Genomic DNA, 18,536 nt, shown 5'->3' with positions numbered 1-18,536 from the left:
CGTAGCGTTGAGTATCAGGAAACTGATACCAGGAGGAACGATGCAGCACACCACGGGGATCATCGCCGTCACCGGCGCGACCGGCGACGTCGGCGGGAAGACGATCGACCGGCTGCACCACGCCGGGGTGCCGGTGCGCGCGGTCGTGCGCCGGCAGGAACAGGTCGAGGCGTTCCGTCGACGTGGCATCGAGGCACGGCTTGCCGACCTCGGGGACACCGCCGCGCTGACGAGCGCGCTCGACGGGGTCGACCAGCTCTTCCTCGTCACCGCGGCGACCGAGCAGCAGTACGCGCACGGTGCGAGCGCCGTCCGTGCCGCCCGGTCGGCCGGTGTCCGGGCGGTCGTGCACCTCTCCGGTGGCGACGCCGCCGAGCACTCACCGATGCCGTGGGCGAAGGCGGTCTGGGAGGTCGACCACGACGTCCGTGCGAGCGGCCTCGAGTGGACGATCCTGCACCCCTCGGGGTTCATGACGAACCTGGTGTCCTCGGCCCCGGCGATCCGTCGCTCGGTGTTCCCGCAGACCATGGGGCGCGGGGGCATCGCCTGGATCGACACCGCCGACATCGCCCGCGTCGCCGCCACCGTCCTGCTGCGCGGCGAGCACGTCGGTGCGGAACCCGTGCTGACCGGACCGGAACTGCTGGACGGGCGCGGGGTCGCGCGGGCGCTGTCCGACGGACTCGGGCGCCGCGTCCGCTACCTGCACCTGCCGAGTCGGGCGTTCTCGGCCCTCCTCCGACTCACCGGTGCGCCGTCGTGGCAGGCCGAGGGCCTCCGGCAGCAGTTCGGCCGGGTCGCCCGGCACGGTCTCGACGGCGTCGACGCCCGGACGGACGCGGTCGAGCGCATCACCGGGACGCCGCCGACCTCGCTGGCCGAGTGGGCCCGGGCGAACCGCTCCCGTCTCCTCAGCGACCGGAGGTGAGGGTCTCGACGAGGTGCTCCTGCACGTACCCGACCCAGTCGTAGACGTCCCGCAGCCCGACGCCCGAGTCGGACCGGTAGGACTGCTCCTCGGTGGTGGCGTCGACGATCCCGAGCCGCTCCGCGATGGTCAGCCGGAGGTCCGTCAGGGAGCGGAGCCAGGCCTGCTCGTCCTCCGCGTCGAACGCCCCGTCCCGCGCCCCGGTCAGCCACGCGTGCACGATCGACGCGTTCGTCGTCTTCTGGGCCACGAGGTCCGACTCGGTCCACCGACGGAACTCGGCGCTCGCCTCGGCGTCGTCCCGGTACGCGTCCGGGAACATCCGCGTCGCGACCGGGTCCGACGACAGGTCGCCCTCGAGCACCTGCTGCAACTGCTCCGTGAGCGACGACAGGACGGAGCGCTCGCCGGAGGACATGCCGAGGTGGATGCCGTCGGCCCGGCGGACGAACGGGATCACGGGGTCGGGGCCCTGTCCACGGAGGCCTGCAGGCCGTAGCCGTGCATCGCCTCGACGTGGGCCTCCATCGCCTCGCGCGGGCCGGTGGCCACGATCGCCCGGCCCTCGTCGTTCACCTGACGCATCAAGCGCTCGGCCGTCGCGCGGGGGAACCCGAAGTGCTGCTGGAAGACGAAGGTGACGTAGGACATCAGGTTCACCGGGTCGTCCCACACGACCGCGACCCACGGGGAGTCCGGTCGCACCGAGACCTCGACGTCGGTGCGCTCGTCCACGTCGGGCGTCAGCAGGGTCATGCAACCAGGGTGACACGAACCGGCTGCCTCGGTACGATCGACAGGTCGCGACTGGCGTTGGATGGGTCACCATCGGGAAGCGACACCTGACACGGTGCGCGGCCGTACGCCTGGGCTGCACCGACCGATCGTCCGTGCGCGACCTCAGGGTCGTCGCCAACCCACGTAGGAGAACCGTGTCCATCACCGACCTGCCCCCCGTGGCCGCCGCCGGCTCCGCCCGCGCCGCCTTCAACGCCCCGCTCAGCGACGTCGACCCCGAGATCGCCGCCGTCCTGCAGCAGGAGCTCGGCCGTCAGCGCGACACCCTCGAGATGATCGCTTCCGAGAACTTCGTCCCCCGAGCCGTGCTCGAGTCGCAGGGCTCCGTCCTGACGAACAAGTACGCCGAGGGCTACCCGGGCAAGCGCTACTACGGCGGCTGCGAGTTCGTCGACGTCGCCGAGCAGCTCGCCATCGACCGCGCCAAGGCCCTGTTCGGCGCCGCGTACGCGAACGTCCAGCCGCACTCGGGCGCCAGCGCGAACGCCGCGGTCCTGCACGCCATCGCCTCCGCCGGGGACACCATCCTGGGCCTCGAGCTCGCCCACGGCGGCCACCTGACCCACGGCATGAAGCTCAACTTCTCCGGCCGGATCTACAACGCTGTGTCGTACGGCGTCGACCCCGAGACCTTCGAGGTCGACTACGACGACATCCGCGCGAAGGCGATCGAGCACCAGCCGAAGGTCCTCATCGCCGGCTGGTCGGCGTACCCGCGCCAGCTCGACTTCGCCAAGTTCCGCGAGATCGCGGACGAGGTCGGCGCGACGCTCTGGGTGGACATGGCACACTTCGCCGGGCTCGTCGCCGCGGGCCTGCACCCGTCGCCCCTGCCCCACGCCCACGTCGTCTCCTCGACGGTGCACAAGACCCTCGCCGGTCCCCGCTCGGGCATCATCCTGTCCAACGAGGAGTCGCTCTTCAAGAAGCTCAACTCCGCGGTGTTCCCGGGCCAGCAGGGCGGCCCGCTCATGCACGTGATCGCCGCCAAGGCCACCGCGTTCCTGCTCGCCGGCCAGCCGGAGTTCAAGGACCGCCAGGAGCGCACCCTCCGCGGCGCCCGTCTGCTCGCCGACCGGCTCACCCAGGCCGACGCGAAGGGCGCCGGCATCGACGTCCTCACCGGCGGCACCGACGTGCACCTGGTGCTCGTCGACCTGCGCGAGTCCGAGGTCGACGGCAAGCAGGCCGAGGACCTGCTGCACGAGGTCGGCATCACCGTGAACCGCAACGCCGTGCCGTTCGACCCGCGCCCGCCGATGGTCACCTCCGGTGTCCGCATCGGCACCTCGGCGCTCGCGACGCGCGGTTTCGGTGACGCCGAGTTCACCGAGGTCGCGGACATCATCGCGCTGACGCTCATGCCGAACCCCGACATCGCGGCGCTCTCGGCTCGGGTGAAGGCCCTCACCGACGCGTTCCCGCTGTACGCGTGACCGACACCACCGCCGGTCTGCCGACCGGTCCCGCCGCGCTGCCCCGCGAGCACTGGGCTGGCGAGGGTTCGGCCGTCCGCATCGACGGCACCGCCCTCGCCGCCCGCACGCTCGACGACCTGAAGCTCCGGATCGACCGGCTCCACGACCACGGGTTCCGTCCGGGACTCGGCACGATCATGGTCGGGCAGAACGCCGGCTCGGTCTCCTACGTCGCGGGCAAGCACCGCGACTCGGCGCAGATCGGGCTCGACTCGGTCCGCATCGACCTCCCGGAGACCGCGTCGGCCGCCGACATCCGGGCCGCGATCCTGCAGATGAACGACGACCCCCGGGTCACCGCGTTCATCGTGCAGCTCCCGCTGCCGCAGGGCATCGACCCGACCCCGATGCTCGAGCTGATGAACCCGGCGAAGGACGCCGACGGCCTGCACCCGACCAACCTCGGTGAGCTCGTGCTCGCCGTCCCGGGCGGCGCCGGCACGATCGACGCGCCCTTGCCGTGCACGCCCCGGGGCATCGTCGCCATGCTCGAGGCGTACGACGTCCCGATCCGGGGCCGACACGTCACGATCATCGGCCAGGGCCTGACCGTCGGTCGCCCGCTCGGCCTGCTGCTCACGCGGCTCGAGGCGACCGCCACGCTCACCCACTCGCTGACCGAGGACGTCGCCGCCGAGTGCCGGCGGGCGGACATCATCGTCGCGGCGGCGGGTGTGGCCGGTCTGGTCAAGCCCGACTGGGTGCAGCCGGGCGCAGCCGTCATCGACGTCGGCATCACCCGTGTGGTCTCGCCGGACACCGGCAAGGCGAAGCTGCACGGCGACGTCGACCCTGCGGTCGCCTCCGTCGCCGGGTTCCTGTCGCCGACCCCGGGTGGGGTCGGCCCGATGACCCGCGCGATGCTCATGAAGAACGTGGTCGAGGCGGCGGAGCGGCACCTGCACTGAGTCGGCTGGTCGCCGCGGGACACGTCGATCGGGGCGGAGGCGCGGCTCGCCTCCGCCCCGCCTGTCCCGTGGGCACCGCGCGCGGGACCGGTGGGTGCTACCGTCGCCGCATGGGGGACGACCGGCTGCTCACCGCGCCCGTGATGGCACCATCAGGACGGAAGCTCCGACCGCGAGCGTGGGGCCTCGCACTGGCGGGCGTCATCGCGCTCGTCGTGTCGGGGACGCTGACGAGCTGGAGCGCTTCGATCGACCACGGCGGGGTGGACGCCGCCGGCCACTGGATCGACGACGACGGGAACGTCGTCGCGACCGCACCGTTGACCGTGACCGCGCAGGGTCACTCGGCGCCGGTCGTCACGGTCGTCCTGGTGCTCGTGGTGGCGGTCGGCGTGCTCGTACCGCCGACCCTCGAACGGTTCGGGTACCGCGCCCTGGGCGACGTGGTCCGGTGGGCGGCGTGCCTGGCGGTGCCGGTCTGCGTCGTCGCCGGGGTGCTGGTCTACGGCATGTGGCAGGGCTCCGTCGTGATGGACCAGATCCAGCACGGGGTGGTGCACCCGCAGGGCTTCCCCGGGGGCGGCGTGACGGTGACGACGGGGCACATGACGCGCTGAGGCGCGCTGGCGCCCGGCCGAGTCGCGCCTCGGCGGACACTTCCGCGGGTCGAGCGCCGCGAAACTGTCCGCCCGGCCGAGTCGCGGCGGCGCGGCCCCTCAGTCGCGCCGAGCGCCCTGCGCGGCGTGCACGGTGAAGAGGTTCGGCTCGCGGTACCCGGCCGCCGCGAAGGCGGACGTGACGGCCGCGGCGATGTCGCCACGCGCCTCCCGGTCGACCAACGCGATGGCAGCACCGCCGAAGCCGCCGCCGGTCATGCGCGCACCCACTGCGCCGTGCTCCATCGCGGTGGCGACCGCGAGGTCGAGCTCGGGCACGGAGATCTCGAAGTCGTCGCGCATCGACTCGTGCGAGGCGACGAGCAGCGAGCCGATCGCCCGCGGACCCTGCTCGCGCAGCGTGCGCACCGTGTCGAGGACCCGCTGGTCCTCGGTGACGATGTGCCGCACGCGTCGGAACGTCTCGTCGTCGAGGAGTTCCTGCGCACGCGGGAGGTCCTCCACCGACACGTCCCGCAGGGCCTCGACACCGAGCACCTGCGCGCCGCGTTCGCACGAGTCGCGACGAGCCTTGTAGCCGCCGGTGGCGTGGGCGTGTTCGACCCGGGTGTCCATCACGAGGACCTCGAGGCCGTTCGCCTCGAGTGCCAGGTCGACGACGGCGGTGTCGAGCGTGCGGCAGTCGAGGAACACGACGGCGTCCTGCTCACCGAGGAGCGACGCGGACTGGTCCATGATCCCGGTGGGGGCGCCGACGGCGTGGTTCTCGGAGTACTGGCCGACCCGGGCGAGTGCCTTGCGGTCGAGTCCGAGGTCCCAGAGGTCGTTGAAGGCGAGGGCGATGCCGCACTCGATCGCAGCGCTGGAGGACAAGCCTGCTCCTACCGGCACGTCGGAGTCGATGAAGACGTCGAACCCGGTCGTGTCGGTCAGGTCGGCGCCGGCCTGCTCGCGAAGGGCCCAGGCGATGCCGAAGACGTACGCCGACCAGCCGTTCATGCGCGACGGGTCGAGGTCGTCGAGGGAGAGCTCGTGCACCGCGTCCGGCTCGAAGGCCGAGGCCACGCGCAGGACCCGGTCCTCGCGCGGGGCGATCGACGCGGTCGTCCGTCGGTCGATCGCGAAGGGCAGCACGTACCCGTCGTTGTAGTCGGTGTGCTCACCGATCAGGTTGACCCGACCCGGGGCGGAGTACTGCACCGTGGGCTCGTACCCGTAGACCTGCTGGAACGTCATGCGCGTTCGATCCCTCCTCGGATGAACTCGGCCGCCTTCTCGGGGACGAGGTCCCCGATCCAGGCGCCCATGGCGGCTTCACTGCCGGCCAGGAACTTCAACTTGTCCGCCGCACGACGCGGCGAGGTGATCTGCAGCATCAGGCGCACGGTGTCGCGGGCCGTGTGCACCGGGGCCTGGTGCCACGCGGCGATGTACGGGGTCGGGTCGCCGTAGAGCGCGTCGAGCCCGCGGGTGAGCCGGAGGTGCATGTGCGCCAGCTCGTCCTTCTCGGCGTCGGTCAGCTCGGCGAAGTCCGGCACGTGGCGGTGCGGCAGCATGTGGATCTCGATCGGCCACCGCGCGGCGAACGGCACGAAGGCCGTGAAGTGCTCACCCGCCAGGACGACCCGCTCCGACGCGCGCTCGTTCGCCAGGTGCTGCTCGAACAGGTCGGGGCCGAACCGCTCGATGCTCGCGAGCAGCCGCTGCGTGCGGGGCGTGACGTAGGGGTACGAGTAGATCTGCCCGTGCGGGTGGTGCAGCGTGACGCCGATCGCCTCGCCCCGGTTCTCGAACGGGAAGACCTGCTGGATGCTGGGCATCGCGGAGAGCGCGGCCGTGCGGTCGGCCCAGGCCTCGACGACCGTGCGCGCCCGCGACTCGGAGATCGACGCGAAGGACCCGGAGGTCTCCGGCGAGAAGCAGACGACCTCGCAGCGACCGACGCTCCGGAGCTGTCGGTTCAGGCCGACGTCGCTGAGTGACTCGAGCGACGTGGGTGCGTCGTCCGCCTCGAGCAGCGGCCCGAAGGACGGCGACCGGTTCTCGAACACGGCGACGTCGTAGCGACTCGGGATCTCGGACGGGTTGGCGGCCGTCTGCGGAGCGAGCGGGTCCTGGTCGGCCGGCGGCAGGAACACCCGGTTCTGCCGGGACGCCGCGATGGACACCCACTCGCCGGTGAGCACGTCCTGCCGCATCCGCGCCGTCTCGGGACGCGGGTCCAGCACGCGCTCGTCGATGCTGCGTTCCTCCGGCAGCGTCGAGTCGGCGTCGTCGAAGTAGATGAGGTCGCGGCCGTCCGCCAGCTTCGTCGCGCGCTTGGTGATCACCGGCCCACCCTACCCTCCATCCGAAGCGTTGCGAAAGTCCCCGGAAGCAAGCGAAACTGAGCACATGACGGACGACGACCTCTCCTTCCTCGCCGGCGCGCTCCCCGCGCCGCTTCGCCAGGACCGCATCGTCTCCATCGTCGAGGGCGCGCCCGGCATGGTCCGGACCGCCGCACTGGCAGCCGCGCTCGGGACCAGCGAGGTGACCGTCCGACAGGACCTCGCCTCGCTCGAACTGGAGGCGCGGATCCGGCGGGTGCACGGAGGTGCCGTCCGCCCCGGGGTCGGTTCCCGCGAACGCCCGTTCGAGGAGACCGCCGTGGAGCACCAGGTCGCCAAGGCCGCGATCGGCCGTGCGGCCGCTGCGCTCGTGCGCTCCGGGCAGTGCGTCGTCCTCGACGTCGGCACCACCCCGGCCGCCGTCGCGACCGCACTGGTCGCACGGGACGACCTGGTCGACGTCACCGTCGTGACCAACTCGCTCACCACGGCCCTCACCCTGGAACGGGCGGTGCCGCGGTTCACCGTCGTCGTCACCGGCGGCACGCTCCGGCCCCTCCAGCACTCCCTCGTCGCGCCGTTCAACAACACGCTGCTGCCGCTGATCGCCGCGGACGTGGTGTTCCTCGGCGGGACCGGACTCGACGTGGCGCACGGCCTGACGAACGTCAACCTGCCCGAGACCGAGGCGAAGCGCATGCTCGCGGCCACGGCTCGGCGTACGGTCGTGGTCGCGGACGGGTCGAAGTTCGGCCGGGCCCACCTCGGGGTCGTCCGCGCCCTCGAGGACATCGACGTCGTCGTCACCGCCGAGGCCACGGCGGACGCGGTCGCCCCGATCCGGGCAGCCGGCGTCGACGTCGTCGTCGCGGACGGCAGCGACGACCGTGTCGGCGACGAGCCGGCACCGAACGGAAGGAACGAGACCCCATGACCGCAGCAGCACCCACCGGTGGCCAGTACCACCTGCGCCACGCCGGGCCCGACGGGGTCGTCGAGGCGATCGTCACCGAGGTCGCGGCGGGCATCCGGGAGCTCCGCGTCGCCGGGTTCGACCTCACCGAGCCGTTCCCGGTGTCGGAGCAGCCGCCCGGAGCGGACGGCATCGTGCTGGCACCGTGGCCGAACCGCGTGGCCGGCGGGGTCTGGCAGCTGGACGGCAAGCGGCAGCAGCTCGACATCTCGGAGCCGAAGTACGGCAACGCCTCGCACGGGCTGCTCCGCTTCGCGCCCTACCGGGTCGTGTCGCAGACCGAGTCCGGCATCGTGCAGGAAGCCACGATTCACCCGCAGCACGGCTGGCCCTTCACCCTCGAGACCCGCGTGCACCACGAGCTGGTCGAGGACGGCATCCGCGTCACCCACGAGGTCGTCAACCGCTCCGGCGTCCGGGCGCCCTTCGCGATCGGCGCGCACCCCTACCTCCGCGCCGGGGACACCCCCGCCGAGGACCTCGTCGTGACGCTGGACGCTGCGACCGCCTTCACCGTCGACGAGCAGAAGGTGCCGAACGGGTCGGTGCCCGTGGAGGGCACGCCGTACGACCTGCGCTCGGGACAGCGTGCCGGCGACGCGGACCTCGACACCGCGTACACCGACGTGCGACCGGACGCCGACGGGGTGCGCCGCACCACGTTGCACGGACCGGAGGGCGACGGCGTCGAGCTGTGGCAGGACGCGTCGTTCCCGTACGTGCAGGTGTTCACCTCCCGCGAGTTCCCGCGCGGGGACGGCACCGGACTCGCCGTCGCGGTCGAGCCGATGACGGCGCCGGCGAACGCGCTGAACTCCGGTGAGGGCCTGCGCTGGCTAGAGCCGGACGAGTCGTGGACCGGCAGCTGGGGCATCCGCCGCGTCTGGTCCTGACCCCGCCTGACCTCGCCGGACGGCCCGCGTCGTGGCGGCGGGACCCGCCGACGGCGGCCGGTGATCGCCGAGCGAGCCCCGGCACGACGAAGGCCCCACCGGATCCTCCGGTGGGGCCTTCGCCGTGGGTCGGTGTGGTCAGGCGCGACGCATGCGCAGCGCCTCGACCGCCAGGGACTCGGTGGCGTAGCGCCCGACCTCCTGCGCCCAGGCTGGGTCGTCGCCACGGAGGGCGACGAAGCCCTTGCGCTGCTTGCACACGTAGCCGAGCACGGCAGTGGCAGTCGCGACCTCGATGAAGTCCTTGCGGATGTGGCGGGTGGTGACCTTCGCGTTCCGGCGGAGCGTGTCGAGCAGGAGCTCGTTGCTCATCGTCGTGTTGGTCGCTGTCGCGAGCTCGACGATGCGGCGCGCGTCACCGGTGGTGCTGGTCGGCGTGGCTTCGATGGGCTCGATCACGGTGTACCCCGTTCGTTCTGTGGTGGTGCGTTGGTGCAGGACCCGTCGATCGGATCCGGGCACGACACTATCGGCGCTCGCCCAACAGTCCGCTGAACGGCGACTGAACTGTGCGGTGGAACGGCCATGAACTGGCTGAGGAGGACTTGTACCCCGGTCAGCGGGGGCGGTCGGGGGTGGGGACCGGTCGCGCTACGCGTGGGCGGGGACCGGCCGGCGCGTCACGCGCACTGCTCGCCGGCGCGCGGGGTGGCGAGTTCCTCGAGCGCGCTGTCGATCTTGGCCGCGAGGTACCGGTAGCCGTCGTCGTTGAGGTGCTGCCCGTCGCCGGCCGCGTAGCTGCCGCTGTTCATCTTCGTGAACCACTGCCGGTCCAGCGCGTCGACGAAGGGGACACCTGCGGCACGGGCGCCGGCGGCGACCGCTGACGAGATCCCGGTCGTGGTCTCCGCGCGCGGTTGGGGGGCGGACGGGCCGATCGCCACGATGACGGCATGCGGCCACTGTCGCTTCGCCGCACGGAGCGTGCGCTCGACACGGGCTTCGAGGGTCGCGGAGCTGACGAGCCAGTCGTTCTGGCTGCCCTGGACGATCACGAGTTCCGGGTCGAGCGACCCGCGCCGTTCGATGCGCGACAGGTAGGTCGACCGGGCGGAGTTCGTCGCACCGGTGTTCACGTAGCCGCTGCCGGGGACGCCGTCGATCGTCGCGTCCCAGCCCCGGTCCGCCACGAGGTCCTGCGCCCAGCCGTGGGTGCCGTCGTACGAGCCGCGACCGGTCGTGTACGAGTCGCCGACGATGAGCACGTCGGACCCGGGCGCCAGGGCTGCGGCTGCTCGGGTGGTCGAGACGTCCGGCGTTCCCGGGACGGGCTGGCACGCGTCGGAGACGGTGGGCAGCATGACGAGGAACCCGGCGACGCCGAGGCTCATCGCGCCGAGGGCGACTGCGGGGAGCAGTCGTCGCCTCCGGCGTCGTCGTCTGAGCGGCAGCGAACGGGGACCGTCCGGCCATCCGCCGTCGGTTCGTCGGGCCACGGCCGGGATTCTACGCGGAGCAGTCCGAGCCTCCGGTGACCGCCGACCGAGTGTCCCTGAACGGAGAGGCGCTCCAAGCGACCGCGGAAACGGAGATGGAGAGGTAGCGTTCGGGAGGATGTGGGCCCCGTGGGGCTCGAACCCACGACCCTCGGATTAAAAGTCCGGTGCTCTACCAACTGAGCTAGAGGCCCTCACCCGCAAGGCTAGCGGGTGAGGGCCTCTGGTTCGGAACCGTTGTCCTGGGGTCAGCTGCGCCGACCGGTGAGGGTCCGCAGGAGCCATGCGATCACCGCGATGATCAACAGCACGATGCCGACCCAGAGCAGGAACTTCAGGCTGGCGGCGAAACCGCCGACGAACAGCAGGATGACCGCGATCACGGCCAGGATGATGAGCAGGGCGTTCATGGAGTGTCCTCTTCTTCACGTCCGGGAGGAGTGCCTCCCTGCGGGAGCACGGTACCCGGATCGGCACCGTTGCGTTCTGGGCGAACGGGGGACGAGGAACGTCACCGGCCGCGCCTACACTGTCGCGGTGCCTCGCGATCACCACCGTCCTGTCCACTTCACCGACCAGGAGTTCGCCGCGATCCAGGGCGGCGAAGACCCTGCGGTGGTGAACCGTGTCGCGCACGAGACCGCGAACGCCCTGCTGCACCGTGTGCGCGAGGACCCGGACCCCGCGGTCGTCGAGCGCCTCGTCACCTACACGGACGTGCACGGCATCGACGCGATCGCCGAGCTGTGGGCGCGCGTCGGTGCGCACACCCTCCCGGGCGCCCTGTGGCGGATCTACCTCGTCCGTACCGTGATCCGCCAGAACCCGACGGAGGTCGCCTACTTCTTCGAGCGCGGCGCCGAGCGCATCGGCACGATCGACCAGGCCGTGGCCGGCGCCGAGGAGCCGACGGGCCCGGCGGAGATCCTCACGCTGGCGGACCGGATCCTGCACGGCCTGTACACGGGTGACCTCGCGGTGGCGCTCGACCGCGGTGCGGCGTTCTGCCGGCTCACGGCGGCCGGTGCGACGTCGGTCGCGGACGACTCGGACCTGACGGCGGCGGACCGTGCGAGCGAGCTGACGACGCGGGCCCTCCGCCTCACGGAACTGGCTGCCGACCTGACCGAGGCGGCGGCGCTCTGGCGTCGCGACAGCCTGGACTGAGCGAGCCGGGGGCCGGAGCCGCACCGCGCCTCCAGGACGGGCGGCGCGGGGACGCACACCGCTGCTCGTCGTCGGAACGGCGGGGCAGCGGAACAGCGGAGCAGCGCGCCTCGGGCGCGTGACCGGCGCCCGTTCAGGGCAGAGAGAAGCCGAGCCGCAGAAGCGCCTCTCGGCGCGAGGCCGCTCGAAGCGGCGAATTTTGGAGCCCGGGGCTTGCTGCGGCCCGGCGAGATCGATTCTACGAGACGAAGGCTGTGCGCACGAGCGTGTTCACTCTCGGTGGACACGATGTGGTCCCGGGCGCGCCCCGAGCCGGCCGCCGGACACCGGCCAGGGCGCACACCCGACCCGCGGCGGGCCGACCGTACCGACCGGTTTGAGAACTGCTCCAATCCGACGGCCCGAGGGTGCCGAATCATCACCGTGGCAGGCATCGCCGGCCACGAAGCGAGGGCCTCGTGTGACCCGGTCCGCTCCCTGGCGGTCAATTCCCTGCGGGGCACACGAGCCCTCGTCCACTCCGGCCCGGCGGTCCTACACCTCGTCGGTCGGAACTCACAGGCCAATCGCAACCGGGAGGAGGGAAACCTGCAATGCTTGCCCTCGTGGAACGCGACACCGAAGCTTGGAGCTCAGCAGAGCCGGCTCAGGCGTCGCCTGATGATCTCCTCGCCCGTGTGGCGACCGGCGACCAGGCTGCCTTCTCCGAACTGTACGACGTGCTGTCGGGCCGTGTGCTCGGTCTCGTGACGCGCCTCCTCCGGGATCGTGCGCAGTCCGAGGAAGTGGCACAAGAGGTCTTCCTCGAGGTCTGGCAGCAGGCCACCCGCTACGACCGCAAGCGCGGGACGGCGGCGAGCTGGATCCTCACCATGGCGCACCGCCGAGCGGTCGACCGGGTGCGGGCCTCGCAGTCCTCCCACGACCGCGACACCAAGATCGGCATCCGCGACTTCGAGGCCGGCTTCGACCAGGTCTCCGAGTCGGTCGAGATCCGCATCGAGCACGAACGGGTCAGCCGGGCGCTCGCGAAACTCACCGAGTTCCAGCGCCAGGCAGTCCAGCTCGCCTACTACGGCGGCTACTCGCACAGCGAGATGGCCGAACACCTCGGTGTCCCGATCGGCACCGTCAAGACCCGTCTCCGCGACGGGATGATCCGACTCCGCGACGAAATGGGGGTGACATCATGACCGAACGCCACGACGACCCGGCACTGCTGACCGGCTCCTACGCCCTCGACTCCCTCACGGACGACGAGCGCGCCCTGCTCGACGCCGCGCTGGACTCCTCCCCGGAGCTCCAGGCCGAGAGCAGCTCGTTGCGCGAGACCGCGCTGCAGCTCGCGTACGCCGTCACCCCGATCGAACCGCCCGCGTCACTGAAGTCCTCGCTGATGGCCCAGATCGCCTCGACCCCGCAGGCGGCACCGCTCGCGGCGTCCGTCCCCGCTGCGCCGGCCGAGGCCGCCGCACCGGTCGCCCCGGTCGTGCAGACCACCGACGACGCCGGCCAGGAGGCGCGCTTCACCCCCGCCACGCGCCGCACCCGTGCAGACGGTCCGGCAGCTGCTGCGGCTCGCCGCCGGTGGTTCGCCCGCCCGGCAGCCCTGCTGTCCGCAGCGGCGGTCGCCGTGGTGTTCCTCGGTGTCGGCCTCGGTGTGGGCACGGTGTTCTCCCCGTCGGAGCAGTCCGGCCCGGGGACGACCCAGGCCAGCAGTGGCCTCGACCGCATCTACGCAGCGTCCGACTTCAAGCGGAGCACCGCGAAGGTCGCCGGCGGCGGGACGGCCACGGTCGTCTGGTCCAACCGGCTCGGCAAGTCCGCCGTGATCCTCGACGGCGTGGAAGAGGCTCCGAAGGGCAAGACCTACGAGCTCTGGTACATCGGCTCCGAGGGGGAGGGCGGCAAGATCAACGCCGCCGGCCTGCTGAACGGCGCGTCCGACGGGGTGCACTCGGCGGTCCTCGACGGGAAGATGGCCCGCGGGACGACGATCGGCATGACGGTCGAGCCCGAGGGTGGATCCGACCAGCCGACGACGACGCCGATCATGGCGGTCCCCACCGCTTGACGGTCGGCGGGTCGTCCGCCGCTCACGCTCCTCGAGGTGCCCACGCAGTCACTGCGTGGGCACCTCCGCGTTGCGTGGTCGGCTCCTTCGGCCGCGCTGCGTGGAGCCGGCCGACCCGGAACGACTTCGTCGCAGTCGTACGACACCGGTGGTGTCGCTCGTGCGCGGACGCGGGTCGTGCGCGTGTGCAACGAGCGACGTCGTCGCGGTCGTACGACATCGGTCGTGTCGTTCGTGCGCGGACGCGGGTCGTGCGCGTGTGCAACGAGCGACGTCGTCGCAGTCGTACGACATCGATGGTGTCGTCCGTGTGCGCACGCGGGTCGTGCGCGTGTGCAACGAGCGACGTCGTCGCGGTCGTACGACATCGGTGGTGTCGTTCGTGCGCGGACGCGGGTCGTGCGCGTGTGCAACGAGCGACGTCGTCGCGGTCGTACGACATCGATGGTGTCGCTCGATGCGCACGCGTTGCGCCGGAGCGGCTCGACGCCCCGCCGATGTCCCTGCTCCGGGCCGGCACCACGGCGCGCGCTGCCGGACGCACGCACGGAGGCCCGGTGCCGTCCGTGGCGGACGTGCACCGGGCCTCCAGGCTGCCCGTCAGCGGACGGAGCGCGCGCCGATCAACCGAAGCGGCCGGAGACGTAGTCCTCGGTCGCCTGCACGGACGGGTTCGAGAACATCGTGGCGGTGTCGTCGAACTCGATGAGCTTGCCGGGAGCGCCGGTGCCGGCGATGTTGAAGAACGCCGTCTTGTCGCTGACGCGCGAGGCCTGCTGCATGTTGTGGGTCACGATGACGATCGTGAACTCCTTCTTCAGCTCCTCGATGAGGTCCTCGATGGCGAGGGTCGAGATCGGGTCGAGCGCGGAGCACGGCTCGTCCATGAGCAGCACGTCCGGCTGCACGGCGATCGCACGGGCGATGCAGAGGCGCTGCTGCTGGCCACCGGACAGGCCCATGCCGGGCTTGTCGAGGCGGTCCTTGACCTCGTTCCAGAGGTTCGCACCCTGCAGGGAGCGCTCGACGACGTCGTCCGCCTCGGATCGCGACATGCGCTTGTTGTTGAGCTTCACGCCGGCGAGGACGTTGTCCTTGATGGACATGGTGGGGAACGGGTTCGGGCGCTGGAACACCATGCCGACCTGACGCCGCACGAGCACCGGGTCGACACCGGGGCCGTAGAGGTCGTCGCCGTCGATCTTGACCGAGCCCTCGACGTAGGCACCCGGGATGACCTCGTGCATGCGGTTGAGCGTGCGGAGGAACGTGGACTTGCCGCAGCCGGACGGACCGATGAACGCCGTCACCGTGCGGGGCTCGATCGTGATGTCGACGCCTTCGACCGCCTTGAACTTCGAGTAGTAGACGTTGAGGCCGTCGACCTCGATGCGCTTGGACACGTGATTCCTTCGGGGGTGGGTGGTGACGCTGGTCGCTGGGTGGGGGACTAGCGGCTGAGCTTGGGGGCGAAGAGGCGGGTGATGAACCGGGCGAGCAGGTTGAGCAGCATCACGATGATGATGAGCAGCAGCGCCGCGGTCCAGGCCCGGTCGACGAACGGCACCGGGTTGGCGCCCTGCTGCGAGTACTGCGTGTACGCGAACACCGGCAGCGTCATCATCGGGTCCTTGAACAGGTCGTAGTTCATGCTCGCGGTGAACCCGGCCGTGACCAGGAGCGGCGCGGTCTCGCCGATGACGCGGGCGATGGAGAGCATGACGCCGGTGGTGATGCCGGCGAGTGCAGTGGGCAGCACGACCTTGAGGATGGTGAGGTACTTCGGGACGCCGAGGGCGTACGAGGCCTCGCGGAGTTCCATCGGGACGATCTTCAGGACCTCCTCGGTGGAGCGCACGACGATCGGGATCATCAGCACGCTCAGGGCGACCGAGCCGACCAGACCGAAGCGGGCGCCCGGGCCGAGGAAGAGTGCGAACAGCGAGTAGGCGAACAGACCGGCGACGATCGACGGGATGCCCGTCATGACGTCGACGAAGAACGTGATGCCCTTCGCGAGCGCGCCCTTGCCGTACTCGACGAGGTAGATCGAGGTCAGCAGGCCGATCGGCACCGAGATGAGCGCCGCGAACAGCGTGATCTCGAGCGTGCCGATGAGGGCGTGCACGGCGCCGCCGCCCTCGGAGATGACGCCGCGCATCGAGTTCGAGAAGAACTGCGCGTCGAACCGGTGCAGACCGTCGGCGAGGACCGTCCACAGCAGGGACACGAGCGGCAGGACCGCGATCACGAACGCCGTGACCACGAGCGAGGTGATGAGCCGGTCGACGGCCTTGCGGCCACCCTCGACGATGCGCGAGACGACGACGATCAGGACGTCGAACAGGACCGTGCCGAGGAACACCGCGGCGACGACGTTGAAGTCCTTGACGGCACCGCCGGCGTTGAGGAGCGCGAACACCAGGATGAGCGCGACCCAGGAGCCGACGAGGAGGAGCCACGGCACGGACTTGTGCAGCTTGCCGTTGGCGTAGGCGTTGCCGGTCATGCCGGACTGACGGAGCGCGAGGGACATCGGGCGTGACCTCTCAGGAGACCCGCTTGCGCACGATGTAGCGCGCCAGCATGTTGATGACCAGGGTGATGACGAAGAGGATCAGGCCCGTCGCGATGAGCGCGTTGAGGGCCGTGCCGGACGCCTCGGCGAACTGCAGGGCGATGTTCGCCGCGATCGTCGACGGGTTCTGCGCGATCAGCACCTGGAACGTCACGTTCGTGGAGACCGAGAGGACGAGCGCGACGGCCATGGTCTCGCCGAGCGCACGACCGAGGCCGAGCATGATCGCGGACACGATGCCGGACTTCGCGAACGGCAGCACCGACATCCGGATCATCTCCCAGCGGGTGGCCCCGAGGGCCAGTGCGGCCTCCTCGTTGAGGCGCGGCGCCTGCAGGAAGATCTCGCGCATGACCGCGGTCATGATCGGGATCGCCATCACGGCGAGGACGATCGAGGCGGTGAGGATCGTGCGGCCGGTGCCGGTGACCTGCCCGGAGAAGAACGGGATCCAGCCGAGGTAGGTGTTCAGGAACACGTAGAACGGCTTGACGAACGGTGCCAGGACCACGATGCCCCAGAGGCCGTAGACCACCGACGGCACCGCGGCCAGCAGGTCGATCACGTAGCCGAGGACCGGGGCCAGCCGGCGGGGTGCGTAGTGGCTGATGAAGAGGGCGATGCCGAGCGCGAGGGGCACCGCGATCACGAGCGCGATGAGCGCGGACCAGACGGTGCCGAAGACGAGGGGCCCGACGTAGTCCCAGAAGTTCGTGGCCTGGTTCGGCAGCTCGCCGACCTTCGCGGTGAACGCCGGGATGCTCTGCCAGACCAGGAAGGCGGCGACGAGCACGAGGACGAAGAGGATGAGGCCGCCGGCGATGACCGATGCGGCGGAGAAGACCCGGTCGCCGATGCGGACGACGGCCTTCGGCTTCGGGGCGACGGGGGCTACTGGCTGGGCCGGTGCGGTCGTCATGGGACTCCTGTCGGAGGAACGCCGGGGGAGGCGTCGGGTTCGGGCGGTGCTCGGTTGGTGCGTCCGTCGTGGCGTCGCCTGCGTGGCTCCGGGACCGGCCGACCTGGTGTGGCCGGCGCCTCACGCCGTGACGGGCGAGTGCCCGGACGCCGGTCGATTGGGTGGGACCGGCGTCCGGGCGCTCAGGGGGACTTACTTGATGGAGGCGACGGCCTTCGCGGCCTTCTCCGAGAGGTCCGACGAGAGGGCGGCCGACTTGGCCTCCTTCGCGGCGGCGTCCTGCGCGTCCTTCGAGACGACGTAGTCGAGGTAGCCCTTCACGAGCTTGCCCTTGTCGGCGTCCTTGTACTCCTGGCAGGCGATCGCGTAGGAGACGAGCACGAGCGGCCACGCGTTGTCGGCGGTGTCCTCGCGGTTGATGTCGATCGCGAGGTCGTTGTCCTCGCGGCCCGAGGCGACCTCGGAGTCCGCGACGACCTTCGCAGCGCCCTCGGCCGAGATCTCGGTGGCCTTGTCGCCGACCATGAGCTTCGCCTTGTCGAGGTCACCGGCGCCGGAGTCGTCGATGTACGTGATGGCGTTCGAGGCGCTGGCCATCGAGGAGGCCACACCCGAGGTCTTCGCGGCGGCGTCGCCGACCTGGTACGGGAAGGTCTGGCTCGGCTCCTTGCCCCAGGCGTCCTTCGCGTTCGCGTCGAGGTACTCGGAGAAGTTCTCGGTGGTGCCCGAGTCGTCCGAGCGGTGCACGACGGTGATGTTCGCGTCCGGCAGCTTCGCGTCCTTGTTCAGGGAGCTGATCTGCGAGTCGTTCCACTTGGTGATCTTGCCGGAGAAGATGCCGGCGATCGTCTTCGCGTCGAGCGTGAGGTCCTTGACGCCGTCCACCTTGTAGGCGATGGCGATCGGGGAGATGTAGACGGGGATGTCGATGGCCTTCGAGTCCGCGGCGCAGGCGGCGAACGAACCGGAGAGCTCCTCGTCGGAGAGCGCGGCGTCCGAGCCGGCGAAGTCCGCGGCACCCGAGATGAAGTTCTTGCGGCCGGCGCCCGAACCGTCGGGCGAGTAGTTGACCGTCACGCCGGAGGCGACGCTCTGGAAGCCGGCGGTCCAGGTGGCCTGCGCCGTCTGCTGCGCCGAGGAGCCGGAGCCGGTGAGGGTGCCCGAGAGCTTCGAGTAGTCCGTGCCGGAGCTCGAGGAGGGTGCCGCGCCAGCGTCGCCGCCCTCGTTCGAGGCGCAGGAGGAGAGCACGACCGCGCCGGCGATCGCGATTGCCGCGACCGTACCGATTCGCTTGATGTTCACAGGGGTCCCTTCGGGAATGTCAGTGCAGGTGGGACCGCTGCTGGTCCCGCGGGCCGGTGCTGACCCGGGAGC

The 18,536-nt window shown here is 70.9% G+C and carries 20 protein-coding genes, 1 tRNA gene and 1 riboswitch; of the genes, 9 read left to right on the top strand and 12 right to left on the bottom strand.

Annotation, left to right across the window (positions count from 1 at the left end):
- The first annotated feature begins 40 nt into the window (after positions 1-40).
- Positions 41-931, top strand: a complete 891-nt coding sequence (locus tag AAEP86_RS02075; protein ID WP_420368910.1) for an NmrA family NAD(P)-binding protein — start codon at positions 41-43, stop codon at positions 929-931.
- Here AAEP86_RS02075 and AAEP86_RS02070 read toward each other — a convergent pair.
- The gene (locus AAEP86_RS02070; protein ID WP_420368909.1) at positions 915-1,391 is read right to left on the bottom strand and encodes a DUF2017 family protein; all 477 of its coding nucleotides are present in this window, start codon (positions 1,389-1,391) and stop codon (positions 915-917) included. The two genes, AAEP86_RS02075 and AAEP86_RS02070, sit on opposite strands and share 17 nt — an antisense overlap.
- Positions 1,388-1,687, bottom strand: a complete 300-nt coding sequence (gene clpS / locus AAEP86_RS02065) for an ATP-dependent Clp protease adapter ClpS (protein ID WP_420368908.1) — start codon at positions 1,685-1,687, stop codon at positions 1,388-1,390. Before clpS ends, AAEP86_RS02070 begins: the two co-directional genes overlap by 4 nt.
- Positions 1,688-1,726: 39 nt before the next feature.
- Positions 1,727-1,810: riboswitch (ZMP/ZTP riboswitch) on the top strand.
- Between the two features lie 53 nt (positions 1,811-1,863).
- On the opposite strand from clpS, the gene glyA reads away from it, so the two are divergent.
- The 3 genes from glyA (at position 1,864) to AAEP86_RS02050 (ending at position 4,732) form a co-directional block, all read left to right on the top strand.
- Positions 1,864-3,165, top strand: coding sequence for a serine hydroxymethyltransferase (gene glyA / locus AAEP86_RS02060; RefSeq protein WP_420368907.1), 1,302 nt, complete (start codon positions 1,864-1,866; stop codon positions 3,163-3,165).
- 38 nt (positions 3,166-3,203) lie between these two features.
- Complete coding sequence (locus AAEP86_RS02055; RefSeq protein ID WP_420370431.1) at positions 3,204-4,115, top strand: tetrahydrofolate dehydrogenase/cyclohydrolase catalytic domain-containing protein; 912 nt, start codon at positions 3,204-3,206, stop codon at positions 4,113-4,115.
- 110 nt (positions 4,116-4,225) lie between these two features.
- Complete coding sequence (locus AAEP86_RS02050; protein WP_420368906.1) at positions 4,226-4,732, top strand: hypothetical protein; 507 nt, start codon at positions 4,226-4,228, stop codon at positions 4,730-4,732.
- A gap of 99 nt (positions 4,733-4,831) precedes the next feature.
- Here AAEP86_RS02050 and galK read toward each other — a convergent pair whose 3' ends face one another.
- Positions 4,832-5,968: a galactokinase gene (gene galK / locus AAEP86_RS02045; protein WP_420368905.1), complete on the bottom strand. Its 1,137-nt coding sequence runs from the start codon at positions 5,966-5,968 to the stop codon at positions 4,832-4,834.
- Positions 5,965-7,062: a galactose-1-phosphate uridylyltransferase gene (gene galT / locus AAEP86_RS02040; RefSeq protein WP_420368904.1), complete on the bottom strand. Its 1,098-nt coding sequence runs from the start codon at positions 7,060-7,062 to the stop codon at positions 5,965-5,967. Before galT ends, galK begins: the two co-directional genes overlap by 4 nt.
- 64 nt (positions 7,063-7,126) lie before the next feature.
- On the opposite strand from galT, the gene AAEP86_RS02035 reads away from it, so the two are divergent.
- Both AAEP86_RS02035 and AAEP86_RS02030 read left to right on the top strand, forming a co-directional pair.
- Positions 7,127-7,996 (top strand): DeoR/GlpR family DNA-binding transcription regulator, encoded by an 870-nt coding sequence (locus tag AAEP86_RS02035; protein WP_420368903.1) that lies wholly within the window; start codon positions 7,127-7,129, stop codon positions 7,994-7,996.
- Complete coding sequence (locus AAEP86_RS02030; protein ID WP_420368902.1) at positions 7,993-8,928, top strand: aldose 1-epimerase family protein; 936 nt, start codon at positions 7,993-7,995, stop codon at positions 8,926-8,928. The genes AAEP86_RS02035 and AAEP86_RS02030 overlap by 4 nt, the downstream gene beginning before the upstream one ends.
- Positions 8,929-9,066: 138 nt before the next feature.
- Here AAEP86_RS02030 and AAEP86_RS02025 read toward each other — a convergent pair whose 3' ends face one another.
- From AAEP86_RS02025 to AAEP86_RS02010, 4 genes are all read right to left on the bottom strand, one after another.
- A complete protein-coding gene (locus AAEP86_RS02025) occupies positions 9,067-9,387 on the bottom strand; it encodes a hypothetical protein (protein WP_420368901.1) in 321 nt (106 codons plus the stop codon).
- 221 nt (positions 9,388-9,608) lie between these two features.
- Positions 9,609-10,424 (bottom strand): SGNH/GDSL hydrolase family protein, encoded by an 816-nt coding sequence (locus AAEP86_RS02020; protein WP_420368900.1) that lies wholly within the window; start codon positions 10,422-10,424, stop codon positions 9,609-9,611.
- Positions 10,425-10,545: 121 nt separating this feature from the next.
- Positions 10,546-10,618 (bottom strand) — tRNA-Lys (locus AAEP86_RS02015).
- A gap of 54 nt (positions 10,619-10,672) precedes the next feature.
- Positions 10,673-10,834 (bottom strand): hypothetical protein, encoded by a 162-nt coding sequence (locus tag AAEP86_RS02010; RefSeq protein ID WP_213141456.1) that lies wholly within the window; start codon positions 10,832-10,834, stop codon positions 10,673-10,675.
- Positions 10,835-10,961: 127 nt separating this feature from the next.
- On the opposite strand from AAEP86_RS02010, the gene AAEP86_RS02005 reads away from it, so the two are divergent.
- From AAEP86_RS02005 to AAEP86_RS01995, 3 genes are all read left to right on the top strand, one after another.
- Positions 10,962-11,591, top strand: coding sequence for a DNA-directed RNA polymerase subunit beta (locus AAEP86_RS02005; RefSeq protein ID WP_420368899.1), 630 nt, complete (start codon positions 10,962-10,964; stop codon positions 11,589-11,591).
- 593 nt (positions 11,592-12,184) lie between these two features.
- On the top strand, positions 12,185-12,784 hold the full coding sequence (gene sigK, locus AAEP86_RS02000) for an ECF RNA polymerase sigma factor SigK (RefSeq protein ID WP_420368898.1): 600 nt from the start codon (positions 12,185-12,187) through the stop codon (positions 12,782-12,784).
- Positions 12,781-13,665 (top strand): anti-sigma factor, encoded by an 885-nt coding sequence (locus AAEP86_RS01995; protein WP_420368897.1) that lies wholly within the window; start codon positions 12,781-12,783, stop codon positions 13,663-13,665. The genes sigK and AAEP86_RS01995 overlap by 4 nt, the downstream gene beginning before the upstream one ends.
- A 623-nt stretch (positions 13,666-14,288) precedes the next feature.
- Here AAEP86_RS01995 and pstB read toward each other — a convergent pair.
- The 4 genes from pstB to AAEP86_RS01975 all read right to left on the bottom strand — a co-directional run bounded on the left by pstB (position 14,289) and on the right by AAEP86_RS01975 (position 18,464).
- Entirely contained in the window at positions 14,289-15,068 is a 780-nt protein-coding gene (gene pstB / locus AAEP86_RS01990; protein ID WP_420368896.1) for a phosphate ABC transporter ATP-binding protein PstB, read from the bottom strand.
- Between the two features lie 47 nt (positions 15,069-15,115).
- Positions 15,116-16,201, bottom strand: a complete 1,086-nt coding sequence (gene pstA / locus AAEP86_RS01985; RefSeq protein WP_420368895.1) for a phosphate ABC transporter permease PstA — start codon at positions 16,199-16,201, stop codon at positions 15,116-15,118.
- 13 nt (positions 16,202-16,214) lie between these two features.
- Entirely contained in the window at positions 16,215-17,162 is a 948-nt protein-coding gene (gene pstC / locus AAEP86_RS01980; RefSeq protein WP_420368894.1) for a phosphate ABC transporter permease subunit PstC, read from the bottom strand.
- Between the two features lie 192 nt (positions 17,163-17,354).
- Positions 17,355-18,464: a phosphate ABC transporter substrate-binding protein PstS gene (locus tag AAEP86_RS01975; protein WP_420368893.1), complete on the bottom strand. Its 1,110-nt coding sequence runs from the start codon at positions 18,462-18,464 to the stop codon at positions 17,355-17,357.
- Positions 18,465-18,536: the final 72 nt, after the last annotated feature.

Origin of the sequence: Curtobacterium sp. L1-20 (genome assembly GCF_048755855.1) — a bacterium.
In the GTDB taxonomy this organism is placed as follows: Bacteria; Actinomycetota; Actinomycetes; order Actinomycetales; family Microbacteriaceae; genus Curtobacterium.
Note: the sequence above shows the minus strand (reverse complement) of the source record. Positions and strands in the feature narration are given on the sequence as shown.

Coding starts and splice junctions, on each gene's coding strand:
- AAEP86_RS02075 (WP_420368910.1), top strand. CDS start 41: ATGCAGCACACCACGGGGATCATCGCCGTCACCGGCGCGACCGGCGAC.
- clpS (WP_420368908.1), bottom strand. CDS start 1,687: ATGACCCTGCTGACGCCCGACGTGGACGAGCGCACCGACGTCGAGGTC.
- AAEP86_RS02050 (WP_420368906.1), top strand. CDS start 4,226: ATGGGGGACGACCGGCTGCTCACCGCGCCCGTGATGGCACCATCAGGA.
- galK (WP_420368905.1), bottom strand. CDS start 5,968: ATGACGTTCCAGCAGGTCTACGGGTACGAGCCCACGGTGCAGTACTCC.
- AAEP86_RS02035 (WP_420368903.1), top strand. CDS start 7,127: ATGACGGACGACGACCTCTCCTTCCTCGCCGGCGCGCTCCCCGCGCCG.
- AAEP86_RS02030 (WP_420368902.1), top strand. CDS start 7,993: ATGACCGCAGCAGCACCCACCGGTGGCCAGTACCACCTGCGCCACGCC.
- AAEP86_RS02010 (WP_213141456.1), bottom strand. CDS start 10,834: ATGAACGCCCTGCTCATCATCCTGGCCGTGATCGCGGTCATCCTGCTG.
- sigK (WP_420368898.1), top strand. CDS start 12,185: ATGCTTGCCCTCGTGGAACGCGACACCGAAGCTTGGAGCTCAGCAGAG.
- AAEP86_RS01995 (WP_420368897.1), top strand. CDS start 12,781: ATGACCGAACGCCACGACGACCCGGCACTGCTGACCGGCTCCTACGCC.
- pstA (WP_420368895.1), bottom strand. CDS start 16,201: ATGTCCCTCGCGCTCCGTCAGTCCGGCATGACCGGCAACGCCTACGCC.
- pstC (WP_420368894.1), bottom strand. CDS start 17,162: ATGACGACCGCACCGGCCCAGCCAGTAGCCCCCGTCGCCCCGAAGCCG.